This window comes from Chloroflexota bacterium (genome assembly GCA_015478725.1).
In the GTDB taxonomy this organism is placed as follows: Bacteria; Chloroflexota; Limnocylindria; order Limnocylindrales; family CSP1-4; genus C-114.
The window spans coordinates 93926-113290 of record JADMIG010000006.1 but is presented as its reverse complement, the minus strand read 5'-3'; the positions used below and the strand labels follow the sequence as shown (position 1 = coordinate 113290).

The window sequence follows — 19365 nt, the reverse complement described above, 5'->3', positions numbered from 1 at the left end:
CGGAGGGTCGAACCGATGACCGTCGTCGCCCCGGCGGCACCGCCCAGCCGGCTCCGGGCAGAGGGTCCGCTCCGCCGGGTCGCCTCGCGTCCCGAGGTGGGCGCCCTCGTCGGGGCGATCCTCGTCTTCGCCATCTTCGCCATCCTCGGCGGACGCTCGGGTTTCCTCAGCCCGGCCGGCTTCGGCGGCTACCTCGAGCTCGCCGCGCAGGTCGGCATCCTCGGCGCCGCCGTCACGCTTCTCATGATCGCCGGGGAGTTCGACCTCTCGATCGGCTCGATGGTCGGCGCGGCGTCCATCTTCCTCTCGCTGCTGATCAGCCAGTTTGGTGTGCCGCCGGTCGTCGCCATCCCGCTGACGTTCGCGTTCGCCCTCGCGATCGGGGCCCTCAACGGGTGGCTCGTCGTCAAGACGCGGCTCCCGTCGTTCATCGTCACCCTCGCCAGCCAGTTCGTCCTTCGCGGGACGACGATCGCCCTCACCCGGGCCATCACGCAGCAGACAATCGTCGCCCTCCCGACCGGCGCAGCGAGCGATCCGGCCTTCGCGCCGTTCGCGACGACGCTCTTCAAGATCGACACCGGCTCGTTCAAGATGGAGCTCGTCTGGTGGATCATCGTGGTCGCCGTGGCGAGCTGGGTCCTCCTTCGGACCCGCTTCGGGAACTGGATCTTCGCCGTCGGCGGCTCGCCGGTCGCGGCCCGCTATGTCGGCGTCCCGGTGAACCGGGTGAAGATCATCCTGTTCATGGCGACCGCCGCGTCCGCCGCGCTGTACGCCTGCATCGTCACCCCAGCGGTCGGGAGCGCCAACGTCCTTGTCGGCACCAACCTCGAGTTCCAGGCGATCATCACCGCCGTCGTCGGCGGAACCCTCCTCACCGGCGGTTATGGCTCCGCCATCGGCTCCGCGCTCGGCGCATTCATCCTCGGCGTGACGAACCTCGGCATCTTCTATGCCGGAATCAACACCGATTGGTATCTCGCGGTGCTCGGGCTGCTCCTCTTCTCCGCGTCGCTCGTCAACCAGTACGTCCTGCGCCGCGCCTCGGGGACCCGCTGATGCGACCGCCCCACGGCCTCGAGCCGATGCCCCACGACGATGCCCCGTTCACGCTGCCCGCCGACACCGCGGCCCGGATCGCGGGCTACGGGACGCAGGGTGCGGGGCCGGCGCCCTCCGCGACGCCGATCCTCGAGGCGCGCGACATCTCGAAGTATTTCGGGAGGGTGATCGCCCTCGAGCATGTCTCACTCTCCGTTCGGCCGGGCGAGGTCAACTGCCTGCTCGGCGACAACGGTGCCGGGAAGTCGACGCTCATCAAGATCCTCTCCGGCGTCCACACGCCGGATGAGGGAACGATGCTCATGGACGGCATCCCCGTGACACTCCGTTCGCCACGGGACGCGCTCGACCGGGGTGTCGCGACGGTCTACCAGGATCTGGCCGTGCTGCCGCTCATGAGCGTCAGCCGGAACTTCTTCCTCGGGTCGGAGCCCACCGTGGGCTGGGGACCGTTCAAGCGGTTCGACGTCGCGGCCGCGGGCAGGATCGCGACGGAGCAGATGCTCGAGATCGGCATCCGGATCCGCGACACGAGCCAGCTCGTCGGAACGCTCTCCGGCGGCGAGCGCCAGACGCTCGCGATCGCGCGGGCAGAGTACTTTGGGGCCCGGGTGCTCATCCTCGACGAGCCCACCTCCGCGCTCGGCGTGAAGGAGGCCGCGATCGTCCTCCGCCACGTGATCCGCGCCCGGGCCAAGGGACTCGGGGTCATCTTCATCACCCATAACGTCCAGCACGCACTGCCGGTCGGCGACCGGTTCACGATCCTCTCCCATGGCCGCCTCGCCGGCGAGTTCGTCCGTGGCGAGGTCGGGCAGGATGAGCTCCTTCGCCTCATGGGCGGTGGCGATGAGCTCGCGGAGCTGGCGACAGAGCTCGAAGCGCTCATGAACGCCGACGCGACGACCGTCGAGGCGGCCGCCACGAGCAGCGACGCGGGGACGATGCCGGGATCGGCCTCCTGAGCACCATCGATCCGGGCGTATTCGGCGCCCAGAGCATGACGGCGCCACTCCGCGAGGTCCTCGTCAAGCGGCCGGGCGCGGCGTTCGGCCGGGCGTACGACGACCCGGCCCGCGGATTCCGCCACCCGGTCGATCTCGCGGTTGCCCAGCGCGAGCACGACGCGTTTGTCGAGATCCTCGTGCGGCTCGGGGTGACCGTCCACCACCTCGACATCGAGACGGCGAGCCCCGATCTCGTCTACGCCTACGATCCGCTCCTCGTGGCCCGTGCCGGCGCGATCCCGCTCCGCTCGGGCAAGCCGACGCGCCGGGGCGAGGAGCTCGCGCTCGAGCGATGGACGCTCGACCACGGAATCCCGACGCACGGGACGATCGAGGAACCGGGGACGGTCGACGGCGGCGACACGTTCTGGCTCCGCCCGGACCTGCTGTGCATCGGCCGGACACTGCGAACCAACGACGCTGGTGCCCGCCAGCTTGCGGCGATCGTCGGCGGCGATGTCCGGATCTTCGACGTCCCGTACTGGCAGGGGCCCGCGGAGCTCCTCCATCTCCTGTCGGTCGTCTCCCCGGTCGCGGACGATCTCGCGGTCGTCCACCGGCGTCTCCTACCCGTGGGGCTGTGGGCGCTCCTCGTCGACTTCGGGATCCGGCTCATCGACGTGCCGCCGGACGAGTTCGATACGCTCGGCTGCAACGTCCTCGCCGTCCGACCCGGCGTCGTGGTGGTGGCGGCCGGAAACCCTGCCACGGCCCGGGCGCTCGCCGCCGCGGGCTGCGAGGTCCACCCGTACGCCGCGACGGAGATCGGAATCAACGGGTCGGGCGGCCCGACGTGCATCACGCGGCCGATCCGCCGCGGATGACGGTATCCGCCGGTGCCGCCGAACTCAGGCTCGCTCGAGGTCCGTCGCCCGCTCGACGTAGGCGCACAGCGCGTTCGCGAGCCGCATCTGCTCCGGCGTCCTGGGCCGGACGGTGAGGAGCTCGGGGCTGCTCACGACGACGGCGAGGCCGCGCGCCCGGGACACGGCGACGTTGAAGCGGTGGCCGTCGTAGAGGAACTCCATCCCGCGCGGGATCTCGTCCGGTGATGAGGTCGCCATCGAGTAGATGGCGACGACGCCCTCCTGTCCCTGGAACCTGTCGACGGTGCCGACCCTGCCGGCGCGGCCGAAGCGACGCTCGATCGAGCGACCGATCTCCGCGACCTGGGCGTTGTACGGCGAGACCACGATGACGTCGTCGAGGGTGAGCCGGCGCGTCTCGCCGTGGCTGTCCGTCCAGCGGCCGCCGACGAGCCGGGAGATCGCATCGGCCACCGCTTCTGCCTCGAGCGCGGAGCGGGCGGCGTCGCCATCATGCTCGACGGCCCGGTACCGCAGCCCGAGCGCGTCGCTGCCGTCGAGCGCCTCGAGGCGCTGTCGTGCGGTCGATGGGTCGACCGCGAGGCGGCCCGCGTAGAACGTGTCGGAGACGAAGCCGTTGACGCGTGGGTGCATCCGGAAGGTCGTCTCGAGGAAGAGGCCGCGGTCCGGCGCGATCGTCGCCGCGTCACCGACGACGTGCTCGAGGGCTGACCGCCCGGCGCCGTCCGGATGGGTGCCTGCGGACACCTGCGGCAGCTGGTTCGGGTCGCCGAGCAGGACGATCGACCGCGTCGCGCCGCCCATCGCGACCACGTTCGCGAGCGACATCTGTCCGGCCTCGTCGACGAAGAGGACGTCGACCGCATCGTGCATGTCCCGCCGACCGAACAGCCAGGCAGTCCCAGCGGCGACGTCATAGCGCCCGGCCCGCAGTGCCGGACCGACCGCCGCCGAGTCGCCGGTGAGCTCAACGCCCTCGGCGCCGACGGCGCCGTCGTCGGCGGTGCCGCGCTGGAGGATCCGGAGCGTTCGGCCTTCGTCTCGGGCGGCGTCATGGACCGCGTTGATGAAGTTCGTGATCGCCTTGTGCGTGCCGGCCGCGATGCCGACCCTCCGGCCTGCCGCGACGAGCGCGACCGCCATCCGTGCCCCGGTCCAGGTCTTGCCGGTGCCGGGCGGCCCCTGGATCGCGAGCGTGCTCTCGCCGAGGTCGCCGACGACCCGGCTCGCGGCGGCGAGCGTGGTCTCCCCGTCACGCCGCAGGGGCGCTCCAGCGACCATGCCCGCGATGCGCGGTGGCGACCCGAGGAGCAGCTCTCGGACGGCTCGATAGGGGCCCGCTCCAGCGATCCCGTGGGTGGCCACGTGGTCGGCGATGTCGGCGAGTGCGCCGGGAAGCGGATCGGATCGGATCGGCGGCGGTTCGATGAGCGCGGCCGGGTGCGGTACGCCGCTCGATGTTCCGCGCTTGAGGTCGATCGTCCCATCGAGCAGGTCGAGGGCGACGACGGCCCCGGCCGGCTTCCCGGTCCCGGGGTCGACCCACGTGTCGTCGCCGACGTGGATCTTCGTGTCCTGCCGCGGGTCGAAGCGATAGCGATGGATGAGCGATCGCTTCTCCTCGCCGACGACTCCGAGATATCCGAGGCCGGCGATGGCCCCGCTCTCGCCAAGGAGATCCTCGACCGAGAGCCGCCTGATCCGGTGGTACTCCCACCAGGCCGGCTTCGCGTCCCGTCGATGCCAGTCGATGAGGCCGGCGAGCAGCCAGCGCGCCCCCTGCTCGGGGCTCCGCACCGTGGGATCTGCGGCGATCCCGGCGCGTAATGCGTCCTCGCGTGCGCGGGTCGCGGCCTGCCGCTCGGACAGCGCCTCCGAGGGCTCGCCATCCGCCAGCGTCGGCCGTGGGAGGTCCCAGCCGTGCGCGATGATGCCGTCGTTGCGCCGCTCCTCGAGCCAGTCTCGCAGGAGCAGGGTGGAGACGCAGTCGTCGCGGTTGTAGTCGGCAAGGTCGCGGAGGTGGCGCTCGTCACCGTCGCGGAGCCAGTGCTCGTATTCGACGACGCTGAACCCCGCCTCGGTGATCGGGCCGTCCCGGGAGGGCAGGTAGAACTTCTCGATCTTCTTGATCGAATATGACTCGACGGAGGCGCGGACGCCCTGCCGCACCACCTGGTAGAGGTCGACGAGGACCTCCCCCCGGAGGAGGACGTCGACCTCATCCTCGCGGGTCTGGTGGCGTTGCATGAGGCGCTTGATGGCGCCCGATTCGTAGCCCGCGTAGTGGTAGACGTGCATCGCGGGATCGCGGTGGAGACGGCCGACGACGAGGTCGATGAACCCCTCGAACGCGGCCTTCTCGCCGGCCGGGTCGTGCCCCCAGATCGGCAGGTACTCGGTCCGCCCGTCCGGTTCGCGCCACGCGACGCCGAGGAGGTATTCGAGCCCGGCCTCGCCCATCCACGGGTCCGCCTCGATGTCGAAGAAGACGTCGAGCGATGACGGTTCGGGCAGTGCAGCCAGACCGTGCCCCGGCGTCTCCGGATCCGGCTCGACGAGCTCGTAGAGCAGCCTGCCGCTGTCCTGGCCGCTCACCTGCAGGCGCGCCTGGTCGCGGAGCCGGGCGAGGGGTCGTGGGTTCATGCCGGCGATCGCCCGCTCCGGGTCGAGCACGGCGAGGGCACGCCGGGTCGGCACACCGCCCTCGACGAGCCGCTGCGTGTACGTCCGCGTTGCCCCCGCGACGATCGAGAGATGGTCGTCGGCGCGGCGGCGGTCCATGCACGTCGGGAACCAGGTACAGACCCGGCAGTGGTCGACGGGATCCGGGTACGTCGCCGGGCGAGGGCCGGACCCGAAGATCAACGCCTCGTAGCGAGCCTTGACGGTGCGATGGAAGGCCGCGAAGTCGGCGAGGCGTTCTTCGTGCTCGGCGCCGTCGCCGGTGACGATGACGAGCCGCTCCGGCGGGCTGCCCTGGAGCTGCGCGAGCCGCTCCGCGTAGACGCAGACCTGGAGGATCGCGCCCGCCTTCACGCCTCGGGCGAGCTTCGTGTCCGCGACGTCGTAGCTCCACGGGCCGAGGAGGCTCGGTCGCTCTGCTCGCAGGAGGAAGTCGGCGTGGCCGCGCCAGCGACCGTCGAAGAATGTCGCCTGGTAGATGACGTCCACACCGCGGCGCATCGCCTCGACCGTTTCTTCCTCCGCGGCGCGAAGCTCGGCCGGTGACGCCGGGTGGCGGTTCTCGATCTCGTGGATCGACCGGCCCGCCGATCGCAGCCGCTCGAGGTACGCGTGCTCGTGGGCGTCGCCGCGCTGCTGGAGGAGCTCGAGCTCGGGATCCGTGCGGTGCGGCGGCTTCTCCCAGCGACCCTCCATCCGGCCGAGCTCGAGCGTCGCGAGGTGGTTGCAGGCGAGGTATCCGACGAGGTCCGTGGCGCTGACGATGATCGTCCCGTCGACGAGCTGCACGAAGTCCTCCGGGCGATGGGCGGAGCTGGCGGCGATCGGCGGAGCCTAGCGGACCGGCATGCCACCTTGCCTGTCACCAGCCACGGCCCGCACTTCTATCCGAAGAGCTCGGCGACCGCCTGGCCGAAGACCTCCGTGTGTCGATCGACGTCGGTCGCGGACGTCGCCGGCGACATGAGCGCCATGTTGTGGAACGGCGTCATGAGGATCCGCCGGTTGAGTGCGTAGAGATGGAGGAATCGCTCGAGCTCGAAGTCGCCGTGCTCCCACTGCTCGCGGCCGGTCCGGGGCGGATCCGGCATGAAGTGGTACTCGGCTCGAGCGCCGAGGCGGGTGACATGCCACGGGACGCCGTGCTCCGCAAGGACGCCCTCGACCCCGGCGGTCCAGCGCTCGGCGAGCTGGATCATCCGGGTGAACGCTTCCTCGGTCAGCACGAGCCCCAGCGTCGCCCGGATGGCGGCGGACGCGAGCGCGTAACCGGCGAGCGTCCCGCCGATGCCGCCGACGTCGCAATCCTCGAGCGTGATGTCCGCGACGATTCGGTCGGCCACCTCCGCCGTGAAGCCGTACGCGGCGGCCGGGATGCCACCGCCGATCGTCTTGCCGATGACGAAGAGGTCCGGATCGAGGTTCCAGGCCTTGGTCATCCCGCCCGGGCCGGCGCAGATCGTGTGCGTCTCGTCGATGATGAGGAGGGTGCCGGTCCGCCGGGTGACCTCGCGGACCGCCTCGTGGTAGCCCGGTTCCGGCAGGACGATGCCGACGTTCGTCAGGGCCGGCTCGATGAGGAGCGCGGCCACCTGCCGATCGGCGAGGGCGGCCTCGAGGGCCGGGATGTCGTTGAAGGGGACGACCCGTGTCGTCAGCGCCGGATCCACCTGGGGCCCGACATTCCCGCGGCGGCTCTCGACGCGACCGTCCGGCGCGAGCCAGGCGAACGTCTCGTCCACCGAGCCGTGGTAGTTGAACTCGTGGACGGCGACGAACGGACGCCGGGTGATCATCCGGGCCAGTCGGAGCGAGAACCGGTTCGCGTCCGTCGCGGTCATCGCGAACTGCCAGTACCGCAGGCCGAACCGGCGCTGGAGCTCCTCGCCGGCCCAGGCCGCATCCTCCGTCGGCAGCATGTGGGTGATGCCACGCGGCAGTTGTCGCTCGACGGCGGCGATGGTCTCGGCGGCGCCGTGGCCGGCCATCGCTCCCGTGTCGCCGAGGCAGAGATCGACGTGATCGTGCCCGTCGACGCAGGTGAAATGGGCGCCGTGGGCCGACTCGACGAACGGTGGGAATGCCCCCGGCCACTTCACCATCCAGTTCATCGGAACACCGGCAAGGAGTGATCCCTTCGCGCGTTCGAAGAGGGCGGCACAGCGCGGATGGGCGTCGACGAAGGCCTGCTGTTCGCGAGCCATGAGGCGCTCGAGTCGAGCGCGGTCGAGGGTGGCGGCGGTCACTCGGGGCATCCCTCCGGACGGATTCGACGAAGGCGGCGGTGTCTCGTCCATCCCGCCGGCGTCGATGATGCGCGACGCGTGCCCGCGAGATGCGCCCGGTGCGCGAGGTGAGCCTCCACGGTCGGCTACGAGAGGCGCCGCTCGTAACCGCAGATCTGGCAGGTCGCGAGGCCCGTCGCGGGATCCAGTGCGAGGAAGCTCGTGCAGCCGTTCGTCTGGCAGTAGAGTTGTGTGCTCGCCGCGCTTCGCCGGCGGAGGCGGCGCATCGCGCTCGCCCGGCCGTTGAGGCTCGACGTCGTTGATCGTGTCATCACGGGTACAGGAGTCCTTCTTCTCGGTGGCCGGCGCCGCGACGGTTTCGTGTCCGGTGGCCGCGTCGGCCGATGGGTCCGCTCATGACGATCCGGTCTGGATCGGAACGGATGAACTCGCCGATGTCCGAGGAGCGGGAGCGGAGTCGTGCTCTGACCTGCTGCCTCGACGTCGGTCGATGGCCCGAGTGTGGGGTACGGACCGCGTTCCTGTCAACCGCCCGGCCCGGCGCGAGGGCGAGTGCGAGTCCGCGTCTCAGGCGGCGGGTTCGAGGATCGGGCCGAGTCCGGTGGCCAGGCCGAGGTGGGCGAGGATCGAGTCGAGGCTCTCGAGCGTGCCGCGGTCGAGAGCGGGGGCTGGCGCCCGCACGCGCTCGGAGGCGATCGCGCCGCGGCGGCGGTAGAGGTGCTTCCGGAGCGACAGGTTGATGCCGGGCTGGTTCTCGAACCGGATGAGCGGCAGCGCCCGATAGAAGGCGTCGCGGGCCCCGTCGCGGTCACCGGAGCGGAACCGCCGGACCACGTCGACGAGGATCTCCGGGAAGCCGAAGCCGGTCATCGTCCCGTCCGCGCCAGCCGCCAGCTCCTCGAGGAGCATGATCCCGCCGAGGCCGCCGAGGATCCGGACCGACGGAGCCGCGGCTCGGACCCGGGCGACCTTCGGCGGGGAGGGCTCGTCCTCGAGCTTGAGGTGGGCGCAACCAGGCGCCTCGTTCGCGAGCGCAGCGATGAAGTCGACGGACATCGGGACGCCGGAACCGGCCGGGTAGTCCTGGACGACGATCGGGACGTCCACCGCCGCGGCGACGGCGAGGAAGTGACGGCGGAGCGCTTCGTCCGTGGGTCGAGTCAGGGCCGGTGGGGCCAGCATGATCGAATGGGCCCCTCGGGCGGCGGCTTCGCGGGCGAACGCGACCGCGCGGTCCGTGGCGCCGTGGGTGACCCCGACGCAGACCGGCAACCGGCCGGCGGCGGCGATCGTCGCCGCGATGACGGCGTTCCGTTCGGCGTCCGAGAGCTTGTGCGCTTCGCCCATGAACCCGAGGATCGTCATCCCGTCGACCCCGCTCTCGACGACGAACTCGGTCAGTCGCCGGAGGCTCGCCGCATCGAGCCCGCCATCCGCGGTGAACGGCGTGGGGACGATGTTCCAGACGCCGCGGAGGGCATCACCGGCAGTCGGCGCTGGTTCGGTCACGGCGCGCGAAGGATGCCCCGACACGCGGTTCGCGGCCTAGCGGCGCTTGCCCCGCACAAGGAGGAGATGCGCCGTCCATTCGGAGGTCTGGCCGTCGTTCGTCGCCGAGCTGCCCTGCCAGCCGCACACACAGGTCACATGCTGGAGCCGGTGGACGTAGGTCTCGATGACATGCTTGAGCGGCTCTTCCGTGAGGGTGGCGGACGACTTCGGCGGGTTGGGATTCACCGGCGCGCTCCTGGGCTGTATCGTCGGCGACGCCCACCGCGCGAAAGGGACCGCGCGCGCGCCACCGGAAGCGCCCATGATGCGCCTTCCGGGCGTCCTCTGCCAGCCGCTCCGGGCGTCCTCTGCCAGCCGCTCCGCGAAGATGCTCGACGTTCGCGGCGGGCCGGGTCAGAACGGCGGCCACGGGATCGCCGGGCGATCGGGATCCGGCAGCGGGAAGCGTCGCGTCCGAAGGAGCCGCTCCGTCCGCGCGACCGTCGCCGCCACCTCGTCCTCCGCGAGGAGCCCCCGGAGCTTGGCGCCGAGCCCTCCCCGGAGGTCGTTCCGCAATCGCTCGAGGGTGGCGATCTCGTCGTTGCCGAGGGATCGTCCGCGCCAGCCCCAGAGGACGGTCCGGAGCTTGGGCTCGACGGCGAAGCAGATGCCGTGATCGACCCCGAAGAGGTGGCCGGCGAGCGGGAGGATATGGCCGACCTTCCGGTCCGCGTTGTTGACGACCGCGTCGAAGATGGCCATCGGCCGGAGCGCCGGGTCCGTCCGCTCGACGAGATCCCATGGGTCGGCGTCCTCATCCGTATCGATCCACAGCTGGACCATCCCCTCACCGAACGGCCCGTCGCGGAGGACCGTCGGCGGGACGATGTCCCAGCCCGCTGCCTCCGAGACCGCGTGGGCGGCGACCTCGCGGCGGGAGAGCGTCGCGTCGGGAAAGTCGTCGAGCGGTCGCTCGCCGAGCGTCGGCTTGTACACGCACGCCAGGGCGAGGTCCGGTTCGGGATCCGGGCAACGCCGGGTGACGGTCCCGTACAGGGCGTTGTTGGAGGACGCGACGAGCCGGGCGGTGAGTTCGAGCTCGCCGTCGCGGAGGACCTCGAGCGCGGTCGCTCGGTCGAGCACCGTCAGTTGAGGTAGCCGTTCCGTCGTGGACAGAGGTGGCCCTGAGGCTCGAGCGGCCGGCCGCACAGGGGGCAGGGCGGGCGCCCGGCTCCGACGATCGACGCCGCCCGTTCGGCGAACCCTCGTGCCGCGGCCGGGCGCATGACGACCCGGATGAGGTCCGGCCCGTCCTCGTCGTCGTCCGCGACATCGACCGGTTCGCCGCTCTCCGCATCCTCGACCTCGGCGAGCTCGCGGGCCTCGACGATGATCCGCTCGCGGTCGCCATCCCAGGTGAGGCTGAGGGGGCCTGCACGGAACGCCTCGACGAGCGGCTCGTCGAGCGGGGCCGTGTCCTCCGGTCCGTCGGTGGCGGCGAGCTCGACACCGCGCCGGCCGAGCTCGTCGAGAAGGGCCCCGAGCCGTTCGGCGAGGACCGCCACCTGGGCCTTCTCGAGGACGATGCTCACGACACGCCGGCCGTCCCGGGCCTGCAGGAAGAACGTCCGGGCGCCGGGTTCGCCGACCGTCCCGGCGACGAAGCGCTCGGGTTCATCGAAGGAGAAGATCCGCCGGGGCATGGCCGGGACTGTACACCGAACGCCGGATCGCGACGGACCCCGGGCCCGGGCGGCGCCGCCCGCTCAGCCCACCCGGACCTGGATCGTGTGATGGCCGCGGGCGCCATCGGGGGCCGGGTCCGAGCGCTGCGCGGTCTGGACCGCGCCGCTCCCGTCGGTCGCCCTGACCTCGATCGTGTGGGTCCCGGCAGTCGCCGCCCACGGCAGCTCCCACTGGACCCAGGTCGCCTTCGAGATCGCCTGGGACAGCATGCAGGGCTGCCAGGCGCCGCTGTCCACGGATACCTCGACCCGCGAGATCCCGCGGTCCGGGGCCCAGGCGACCCCGGCGATCGTGGTCCGTCCGGTCGCGATGGACGCGCCGTTACGCGGGACGTCGATGCGCGACTGGGTGAGGATCGGGCCGAGCTTCGCCCAGCCGAGCGGGACCCAGTAGCCGTCGAACGCCTCGAGCGTCGTCAGCTCGATCTCCGTCAGCCACTTCGTCGCGCTCACGTAACCGTACAGCCCGGGCACGATGAGGCGGGCCGGGTAGCCGTGCGCGATCGGCAGCGGCGCGCCGTTCATCAGGAGGGCGATCATCGGATCGCGGGCCGGATCCATCGCCCACTCGGTCGGGAAGCCGGCCGTCCAGCCGTCCGCCGAGCGGCCGACGATCTGGCTGGCGCCGGACTGGACGCCAGCCAGGGCGAGGACGTCGCGCAGGTGGACGCCGCTCCAGAGGGCGTTCCCGACGAGGTTGCCGCCGACCTGGTTCGAGACGCACCCGATCGTCACGTACTGCTCGAACAGGGGCATCGTCGTGAGCTCGCGGTAATCGAGCCTGACGGTCCGCTCCACCATCCCCTTGACGGTGAGACTCCACGTGCCCGCGTCGAGGCGCGGCGGAAGGAGGGCCGTGTCGATCCGGTAGAAGTCGTTGTTCGGCATGACGATCGGGGTGATGCCGGGGACGGCGAGCGACTCCCCAGGGGTGAGCGGCGCCACCGCGTCGGCGATGCGCGGGATCGCAGGGGTGGGCGCGGCCGTCGCCGCCCGGGCCTGGAGGAGGGAGCGGCCGATCCCGCCCGCGACGACCGCAGCTCCGGCGGCTGCGGCGGTGCCAAGGAGGAACCTGCGGCGGTCCCAGTCCGGCATCTCGGCGACCGGCGACGAGGGCCGCGCGCCAGACGACGCAGCGACCGGACGCGAGGCGAGCCGGCCGATGAGGGCGTGCAGGACGCCGATCCCGCCCGCGACCGCCGCGACCGTCGTGACGATCGCGAGCGGCGCCGAGACGAGCGGCTCACGGAGGGCGGCGAAGAGGGCGAGGAAGCCGAAGACCGCGAACGCGGTGTCCGCCCGGCCGATCGCGCGACTGCCGACGATCCCCACCGCCGCGGCCACGGCGAGCGCGACGAGGATGATGACGATGTTGAGGGCGAGCTTGTCGTTCGTCCCGAAGAGGTTGGCGACGAGGTCCTTGGCGCCCGGGGGCTGGAGGTCGATGACGAGCGCGCCGATGGCGAGGACGAGGGACGGCGCCCCGTCGATGAGGCCGGCGATGAGTTCGGCCACCGCGATCGCGACTCCCGCGGCGACGGCTCCGGCCAGGGCGGGGCCGCCGATGGTCCGAAGGCGATCGCGTGGAGGCGTCGCTGCGGGCCGATCCGTGGCGGCGACCGGTGGGGCGCTGGTTCGCATGGCTGCCATTGAAGCAGGGACGTGTGACGGTCGCGTGTCGGCGGGCGATCGCCGGGCGTGGCCTGCGCCTCAGGCGCGACGCAGACCGTACACGCGCTCGGCGTTCTCCGCTGCGACGAACCGGACCACGCGTTGCGCGTCGGCGAGGGACCAGTCGCCGGCGACGACCCATTCGCCGAGGACCCGCGACATCGCACGCCGGAAGAGGATCGCCCCGAGGAGGTGGAGGTCCGGGAGGCCCCATGCGTCCGAGGAATAGAGAACCTTGGAGAACGGCGCGAGCTCCATGGACTCGGCCACGACCGCGCTGGCTCGAGCGCCCGAATAGTTCACCGCCAGGCCCACGTCGAGATGGACGTGGGCGAACATCTGGGCGAGGTAGCCCGCGTTTCGCTGGAACGGGTACGTGTGGAGCAGGAGGATCGCGCAGCGCCCCTCCGTCGATCGGAGGAAGTCCGTGAGAAGGAGGGGATCCGCGCGGCGAAGCTCGAGGTCCGGGTCGCCGAAACCCGTGTGGATCTGGAGTGGCCGACCGGTGTCGACAGCCGCCCAGAGGAGGAACCGGAGGATGACCGGATCGACGAGGCGCGCACGATGCGTCGCGTCCACCTCGCGAAGCCACGCGCCGGCATGGGCGGCGATCTCCTCCTCCGACGGACGCCCCGGGTCGATGTCGAGGCCGTGGCGATACGCGACGATGGACTTGAGACCGACGGCTCCGCGGGCCAGCTCGCCGGCGATGCCGGCGCGGACCGTGTCGGCGAATCCGGCAGCCGTGGAACCGCCGATCGCGATCCGCTCGGCGAGCGCCTCGAGCCGGACGACCACGGAGGCGGGCGCACCGGCGAGTCGGCCGAGCTCATCCGGCGGCACGAGCTCGTCGCCGCGGAATCCTGTTTCGACGATGAGCCGATCGATGCCGGCCGGGGGCAGGAGAAGGGCTGCGGCGGCCTCGTTGGTCAACACCAGGCGTCGCTCGAGGAGGTGCTCGACGGGGGCGTGCGGTTCCAGCCCGAGGAGCGGCCCGATCCAGCGACGGACAGCGAACCCGACCTGCGTGTCGAGACCTGCCACCGCTGCGGCGTCCGGTCGATCCGATTCGTCGAGCATGAACGCGTAGTCGGCTGCCGAGACGACTCCGCGGACGATGCCGTGGGTGTGGTGGTCCACGAGTCCGATCGTCTCGATGAACCGGTCGAGCTCGGCGTGCGGCCCGTCCGCCACGACGCCCAGCGCCCCGCCGGCCGACGGCACGATCGCGTCAGAGGACATCGGCATACCGACGACAGCGCTCCTCACGATTCAGCTGAGACACTACCGGCTGGACGGCGTCCTCGCCGTTTCGTAAACAGCAGGTCCTCGGTTCGAATCCGAGTCTCGGCTCCACCTGTTCCACGCACAGATCGTCCACCGTGGTAGCCGGCTGCGCCTTTTCTCGCCCGGTCTGACCCCTGCGCCGACCCCTGCGGGGATTCAGCCGGCCGCGACGTCCGCGGGACGTCTCGCAAGGGAAGTTGGGCTCGCCCACCTCTAGCCGGATCACTCCGGGCCGGCCCCAGGCGCGATCCAGCTGCATGCGCGCGACCGCCTGGTTGATGGGCGCGGTCAGCTGGCGCACTCAGGAAGCCGGTAGAGGCGGCGCGCGTTGCCCTCGAAGATGGCCTCGCCGGTCCGGTCGAGCCAGGTCGCGGTCACCGTGCCGGCGAGACGCTGCCGCACCGCCGACCACGCGTCGCGCAGCACGACGGTGGCGAACCAGTGACTCTCGGGGATGCCGTGGCCGTCGCTGCCAAGGGTCACCCGTCCGGCAGGGGCGGTGTCGAGGATGCGCAGCAGCCGGTCGGCGGTGGTGGCCGGGCTGAACAGGTTGCATAGCGAGAACTCCGTCCACACCCGCGGGCGCACCGCGGCCAGGTACGCGGCCTGTTCGTGCCAGGGAAACGACGCGTGGATCAGCACCACGTCCGTCGCCGACCCCTCCGGGGTGCGCAGCACCTCCTCGAGCAGCAGCGGGTCGGACTCGGCGAGGCGGATGTCGGAGTCGCCGTAGCCGGTGTGCACCTGCAGCGGACGGCCCAGGTCCGCGCAGCGCCGGAGCTCATGACGGAAGAGCAAATCGCGCAACACCTTGCCGGTGCGCCGGACCGGCGTGCCCGCCGCGCGGTCAGCGGCGAGCCCGCGCTCGGCCGCGTCGAGAGTCGCCGCGGGGTCGACGCTGAGACCGGTGCGGTAGGCGAGCACCGTCTTGAAGCACACCGCGCCGGCGCGCGCGCGCTTCTCCATCAACGTGTCGACCCCCTCGACGGTCTCGCGCGCTCCCGCGCCTTCCTCCAGCAGGCGATCGACCAGCGGTTCCAGCCTGGCCAGCTCCCACACCGGCACCCCAGCGAGCTCGGCGTACGGCTCGGCGCCGCCGGACGGCAGGCCCCGCCACCCGGCATCGAGCAGCATGCCCGTCGTGCCCGCATCCGTGAACAACTCGCGGACGTAGTCTGGCCACGCAGCCGCGGCGCGCTCGTCACGCACAGCGACCACGTCCGCCGCCGCGCACCCGAGGTGATCGGCCAGGCGGACGCGCAGCATCTCCGATGACAGCCGCGTCGGCCCCAGCGTCAGCCGCCGCTGGGCGACATCCGTCCCCGCATTCGCGTCGAGCGTGAGGGAGGCCAGCTCCATTGGCTCGAAGCTGAGCGGAAACGGGTGTACGTGGTCATCGATCATCCAAGCAGCTTGGCATCCTCGCCTCCCTCCTCGCCGAGGATGGAGCCGATCCGCTCCACCGCGGTGGGATTTTGTGAGCGCAGCACCAGGACGGCCACGATGCCGATCACCAGCCAGATGACCGTGATGTACGGGGTCAGGTTGAGCGGGAATGGCGGCGCCGGGTTGACCGAGCCGTAGAGCGCGGCGCCGAAGACCAGCGCACCGATGAGCGGGATGACGGCATGCAGAACCGGGTTGTAGCTCGCCTTGGTGCGCCGGAAGAAGAACATGCCGCCGACGCAGAGCATGATGTAGACGAGGATGACAGCGAGGGTGCCGAGGGTCGCGAAGAAGTAGTAGATGGTGTTCGGTGCGCCACCGAAGGCGTCCTGGGCGTACACGAAACCGACGAGCGCCGCCACCGCGGTGCTGACCACGGCCACGGTGATGGTGGCATTGACAGGCGTCTGGAAGCGCGGGTTGGTCTTGCCGAACCACCGTGGCAGCACGCCCTCGCGGCCCATCGCGAAGAGCGTCCGCGCGCCCGCGGTGGCGCACGCCAGGCAGACGATGAATGCGGACAGCATGCCGCCGATCTCGACAAGCACGGGGAAGGGGCCAGCGACGAACTTCTGGGCGACGGTCTTGAGCGCGTAGGGATCCGCGCCGGCGGTGGCGCCGTTGTCGACGCCGAAGCCGATGACGATCGCGTAGGTGGTGAGCAGGTAGAAGACGATGGCAAAGCCGGTGGCGGCGATGATCGCGATGGGGATCGAGCGCCGGGGATTGGCCGTCTCCTCGCCGAAGTCGGCGGCGGTTTCAAAGCCGATGTACGAGGTGACGCCGAGGATGATCCCGTAGAAGACGCCGTTGAGACCGCCGGAGACAGTATGCCCGAAGGTGAAGGGCTCCAGGGTGTTGCCGCTCACTCCGCCCTTGCCGATGACGACCAGGTCGACGATGAGGATCAGCGCCACGGTGATGGCTCCGACCAGCAGCTGAACCTGGGTGGTCACCTTGATCCGGATGATGGAGAGCACGACGAGCAGCACCATGCCGATGAGGAACAGCGGGAACCACCACGTGATGTCGAGGCCGAGCAGGTTGATGGCCAGCCCGGCGACGCCGGCCATGGTCATGGGCACAAAGGACGACAGCCCGAAGACGTACAGCCAGCCGGCGACGAAGCCGCTCTCCTTGCCGATGCTCCGCGACACGTAGGTGTACGCGTATCCCGCCGAGGCCATGCGGCGGGTGAAGCCGATGACCACGAAGGCGAGGGCCAGCACGCCGATGCCGCCGAGCAGGAATGACAGCGGGGTCGAGCCCCCGGCAACCAGCGCAACGCCTGGGACGTTGAGCAGCATGGCCATGCCCGGCGCCAGGACCGAGACCGAGATGGCGATGGCGTCCCAGGTACTGAGCGCGCCTCGCGCCAGTTGATTGGAACCCCCGGCGACAACTGCCGGCCCCGCCGCCGCCTCGACAGGCGGGACTCGTGTTTCTGTCATTGCCTCTCCTCCGTCTCGTGATCGCGATGCTCAGGAATGAGCACCGTCTCCGCGCCAAGGAAGTAGTCGAAGGCCAAGGGGGTGCATCGCCGGTCCATCACCCAGCGCAGGAACACCTGGTGCACCGGGTGCTGCTGGTACGCCTTCATCTCGTCGGCCCCGGGGAACTCCATGTACAGGAGCTGCGAGTAGCTGTTGGTACGCGCACCGGTGAGATCGGTGCCGAAGCGCAACTTGCTCATGTTGCCGATCTCCGCCGGCCACGTCGCCACCATGGCGCGCATCTCCGCAGCGTCCTCCGCCGAGAGCTGCTCGGGAAAGGAGAAGAGGACGATGTGCTGCAGGGTCATGCCTCAGTAGACCTCGAAATACTCACGCATCTCCCAGTCCGACACCGCCTGTCCCTCCGGCGTCGGGTTCTCCGCCACGGCCGCCTGGTAGCGGGCGTTCTCTGCGCGCTTCATCATGAGGTAGTAGTCGATGAATCTTTCACCAAACTCACGGCGGAACAGCGTGTCGTTCTCGAGCGCCGCGATGGCCTCGCTCATGGACGTCGGCAGCAGCTCGGCCTCAGCCGCGTATGGATCTGCGGACACGGGCGGGGGCGGCTCCGCGCCGCTGGTGATGCCGTCGAGCCCCGCCGCGACGTTGGCGGCCATGTACAGATACGGATTGGCCGAGGGCTCACCGAGCCGGTTCTCGACGTGCGTTCCCTCGTCGCCCGGACCGCCCTGGACACGCACCATGGCGCCGCGGTTCTCCACCGCCCAGCAGATGCGATCGGGGGCAAAGGAGTATGGCCGGAAGCGCCCGTAGCCGTTGATCGTCGGGGTGGTGAAGATGGTCATCGGCTTGGCGTGGTCGATCAGCCCAGCGACGAAGTGCCGGCCGACCGTCGACAACACCTCGGTGTTGGAGGCAAAGAGGTTTCTGCCGGTTTCGGCGTCGACAAGCGACTCGTGGAGGTGCCACCCGGACGGGAAGAAGTTGGGCAACCCGGGATGGCACATGAAGGTCGCCAGCAGGCCGCGGCGCCGGCAGATCGCCTTGGTGGCGGTTCGGAACATGATCATCGCGTCGGCCGCGGCAAGGCCGCGCAGCGGACTGAAGGTGAATTCCATCTGCCCCGGGCCCCACTCGTCCTCCATCGACCGCGGCGGCAGACCGATGTCGAACAGGCCATCGCGCAGCGCGGTGATCGTCGCCTCGACGCCGTCGAGCCGCGACTCCGACAGGAACTGGTAGCCCTGCTCGAACACGTCGACGGTCGGCGTCGCCGGCGGCATACCCGTCTGGTCGAGGGCAATCCGATCGTCGACGAGGCGGACGATGTAGAACTCCACCTCCAGGCCGGCCATGTAGGCAGAGCCCGCCTTTTCGAGCCGGCGTAGCTGCTCGCGAAGGATGGCGCGGCCGTCGAGCGGCACGGGCTGACCGTTGCTGAAGTAGACGTCGCAGATCAGCCAGCCGGTGCGGTCCGCCCAGGGCAGCACACGGAACGTCTCCGGGTCGGGGACGATGAGCACGTCAGGAAAGCCGGTGAACTCGTCGATGCCGAAGCCGCCGCCCGCCGCGAAGGCGGGCGGGAACACGCTGTTGGCGGTGTCGAGGCTGTAGATGGCTCCGGAGAAGTCGGCTCCGTTGCGCATCGCGGCGATGGCCGCCTCGGCGGAGAGGAACTTCGAGCGGGGCACCCCATGCTGGTCGACGAGCACGACACGGACGGTGCGAAGCATCTTCTCGCGAATCTCCGCAGCCACTTTCCCGGCCGCCGCACGCTGTTCCTCGCTGTACAGTCCGTGCTTCTCCACAAAGCCGGGACTGCCGATGCCGTGATCCGTGGTTTCGCGCTGGGTCGCCCTGGTCACGCCGTGCCTCCCTGCTTGTCCCGCCCGTCCACCGCGGCGCGCATGGAATCGATGAGCTGCGTGGCGAAGGACTTCGGCTGCATCTCCGCCAAGGTCACAAGCGTTTCGGTGCGCTGCACGCCCGGGATCTGCCACACTCTCTCCAGCAGCAGTTCGCGCAGATGGTTGTGATCGCGCACGAGCAGCCGGGCGAGCAGGTCGATGGTGCCGGTGACCACGGTGATGTCGGCAACCTCGGGCAGGGCCCAGAGCGCCTCGACCACGGGCGCTTGGGCATGTCCCTGGACGGCGGTGATGGCAAGGTAGACGGTCACCGGGTAGCCCACCGTGGCCCAGCCGATTTCGACGGTGTAGCCGCGGATGACCCCTGATCGCTCCAAGCGCGCGATCCGCTCCCCCACCGCCGGCGCGGACATGCCGAGCTCGCGTCCCAGCCGGCGCTGGGACATCCGGGCGTCGGTCGCCAGCAGCCGGAGGAGATCGAGGTCGATCACATCGAGCGCGGCGGGTGCAACCCGCCGCGCGACCACATCGACGAGACCCGACAAAGGCGCCGTCACTTCAGCCATTCGCCAACTA

At 70.5% G+C, this 19365-nt stretch carries 17 protein-coding genes and 1 tRNA gene; 4 read left to right on the top strand and 14 right to left on the bottom strand.

Annotated features, from left to right (window positions below; all coding sequences use genetic code 11):
- Window positions 1–15 precede the first annotated feature (15 nt).
- From IVW53_06755 to IVW53_06745, 3 genes are read left to right on the top strand one after another with little or no spacing between them, the layout of a single operon-like run.
- Window positions 16–1062: an ABC transporter permease gene (locus IVW53_06755; GenBank protein MBF6605268.1), complete on the top strand. Its 1047-nt coding sequence runs from the start codon at window positions 16–18 to the stop codon at window positions 1060–1062.
- A 26-nt stretch (window positions 1063–1088) separates the two neighbouring features.
- Entirely contained in the window at window positions 1089–2030 is a 942-nt protein-coding gene (locus IVW53_06750; protein ID MBF6605267.1) for a sugar ABC transporter ATP-binding protein, read from the top strand.
- Between the two features lie 35 nt (window positions 2031–2065).
- Entirely contained in the window at window positions 2066–2896 is an 831-nt protein-coding gene (locus IVW53_06745) for a hypothetical protein (GenBank protein MBF6605266.1), read from the top strand.
- Between the two features lie 24 nt (window positions 2897–2920).
- On the opposite strand, the gene IVW53_06740 is transcribed toward IVW53_06745, so the two are convergent.
- From IVW53_06740 to IVW53_06700, 9 genes are all read right to left on the bottom strand, one after another.
- The gene (locus IVW53_06740) at window positions 2921–6370 is read right to left on the bottom strand and encodes a TM0106 family RecB-like putative nuclease (protein ID MBF6605265.1); all 3450 of its coding nucleotides are present in this window, start codon (window positions 6368–6370) and stop codon (window positions 2921–2923) included.
- Between the two features lie 95 nt (window positions 6371–6465).
- Window positions 6466–7836, bottom strand: a complete 1371-nt coding sequence (locus tag IVW53_06735) for an aspartate aminotransferase family protein (protein ID MBF6605264.1) — start codon at window positions 7834–7836, stop codon at window positions 6466–6468.
- A 116-nt stretch (window positions 7837–7952) separates the two neighbouring features.
- Window positions 7953–8141, bottom strand: a complete 189-nt coding sequence (locus tag IVW53_06730) for a hypothetical protein (protein MBF6605263.1) — start codon at window positions 8139–8141, stop codon at window positions 7953–7955.
- Between the two features lie 253 nt (window positions 8142–8394).
- The gene (locus IVW53_06725) at window positions 8395–9336 is read right to left on the bottom strand and encodes a dihydrodipicolinate synthase family protein (protein MBF6605262.1); all 942 of its coding nucleotides are present in this window, start codon (window positions 9334–9336) and stop codon (window positions 8395–8397) included.
- Window positions 9337–9372: 36 nt separating this feature from the next.
- The gene (locus tag IVW53_06720) at window positions 9373–9564 is read right to left on the bottom strand and encodes a hypothetical protein (protein MBF6605261.1); all 192 of its coding nucleotides are present in this window, start codon (window positions 9562–9564) and stop codon (window positions 9373–9375) included.
- A 168-nt stretch (window positions 9565–9732) separates the two neighbouring features.
- Window positions 9733–10494: an SCO1664 family protein gene (locus IVW53_06715; protein ID MBF6605260.1), complete on the bottom strand. Its 762-nt coding sequence runs from the start codon at window positions 10492–10494 to the stop codon at window positions 9733–9735.
- Window positions 10464–11021, bottom strand: coding sequence for a DUF3090 family protein (locus tag IVW53_06710; GenBank protein ID MBF6605259.1), 558 nt, complete (start codon window positions 11019–11021; stop codon window positions 10464–10466). The genes IVW53_06715 and IVW53_06710 overlap by 31 nt, the downstream gene beginning before the upstream one ends.
- A 63-nt stretch (window positions 11022–11084) precedes the next feature.
- Entirely contained in the window at window positions 11085–12704 is a 1620-nt protein-coding gene (locus IVW53_06705) for a molybdopterin-dependent oxidoreductase (protein ID MBF6605258.1), read from the bottom strand.
- A 69-nt stretch (window positions 12705–12773) separates the two neighbouring features.
- The gene (locus IVW53_06700; protein MBF6605257.1) at window positions 12774–13976 is read right to left on the bottom strand and encodes an amidohydrolase family protein; all 1203 of its coding nucleotides are present in this window, start codon (window positions 13974–13976) and stop codon (window positions 12774–12776) included.
- 33 nt (window positions 13977–14009) lie between these two features.
- On the opposite strand from IVW53_06700, the gene IVW53_06695 reads away from it, so the two are divergent.
- A tRNA-OTHER gene (locus IVW53_06695) sits at window positions 14010–14090 on the top strand.
- A gap of 219 nt (window positions 14091–14309) precedes the next feature.
- Here the strand turns inward: IVW53_06695 and IVW53_06690 are convergent.
- The 5 genes from IVW53_06690 to IVW53_06670 form a co-directional block, all read right to left on the bottom strand.
- Complete coding sequence (locus IVW53_06690; GenBank protein ID MBF6605256.1) at window positions 14310–15425, bottom strand: amidohydrolase; 1116 nt, start codon at window positions 15423–15425, stop codon at window positions 14310–14312.
- Entirely contained in the window at window positions 15422–16918 is a 1497-nt protein-coding gene (locus IVW53_06685) for an APC family permease (GenBank protein MBF6605255.1), read from the bottom strand. Before IVW53_06685 ends, IVW53_06690 begins: the two co-directional genes overlap by 4 nt.
- Window positions 16915–17268 carry a Dabb family protein gene (locus IVW53_06680; protein MBF6605254.1) on the bottom strand — a complete coding sequence of 118 codons (354 nt, stop codon included), beginning with the start codon at window positions 17266–17268 and terminating at the stop codon, window positions 16915–16917. Before IVW53_06680 ends, IVW53_06685 begins: the two co-directional genes overlap by 4 nt.
- A 3-nt stretch (window positions 17269–17271) precedes the next feature.
- Window positions 17272–18654 carry a glutamine synthetase gene (locus IVW53_06675; protein ID MBF6605253.1) on the bottom strand — a complete coding sequence of 461 codons (1383 nt, stop codon included), beginning with the start codon at window positions 18652–18654 and terminating at the stop codon, window positions 17272–17274.
- Window positions 18655–18782: 128 nt separating this feature from the next.
- Window positions 18783–19355 (bottom strand): Lrp/AsnC family transcriptional regulator, encoded by a 573-nt coding sequence (locus tag IVW53_06670; GenBank protein ID MBF6605252.1) that lies wholly within the window; start codon window positions 19353–19355, stop codon window positions 18783–18785.
- Window positions 19356–19365 lie beyond the last annotated feature (10 nt).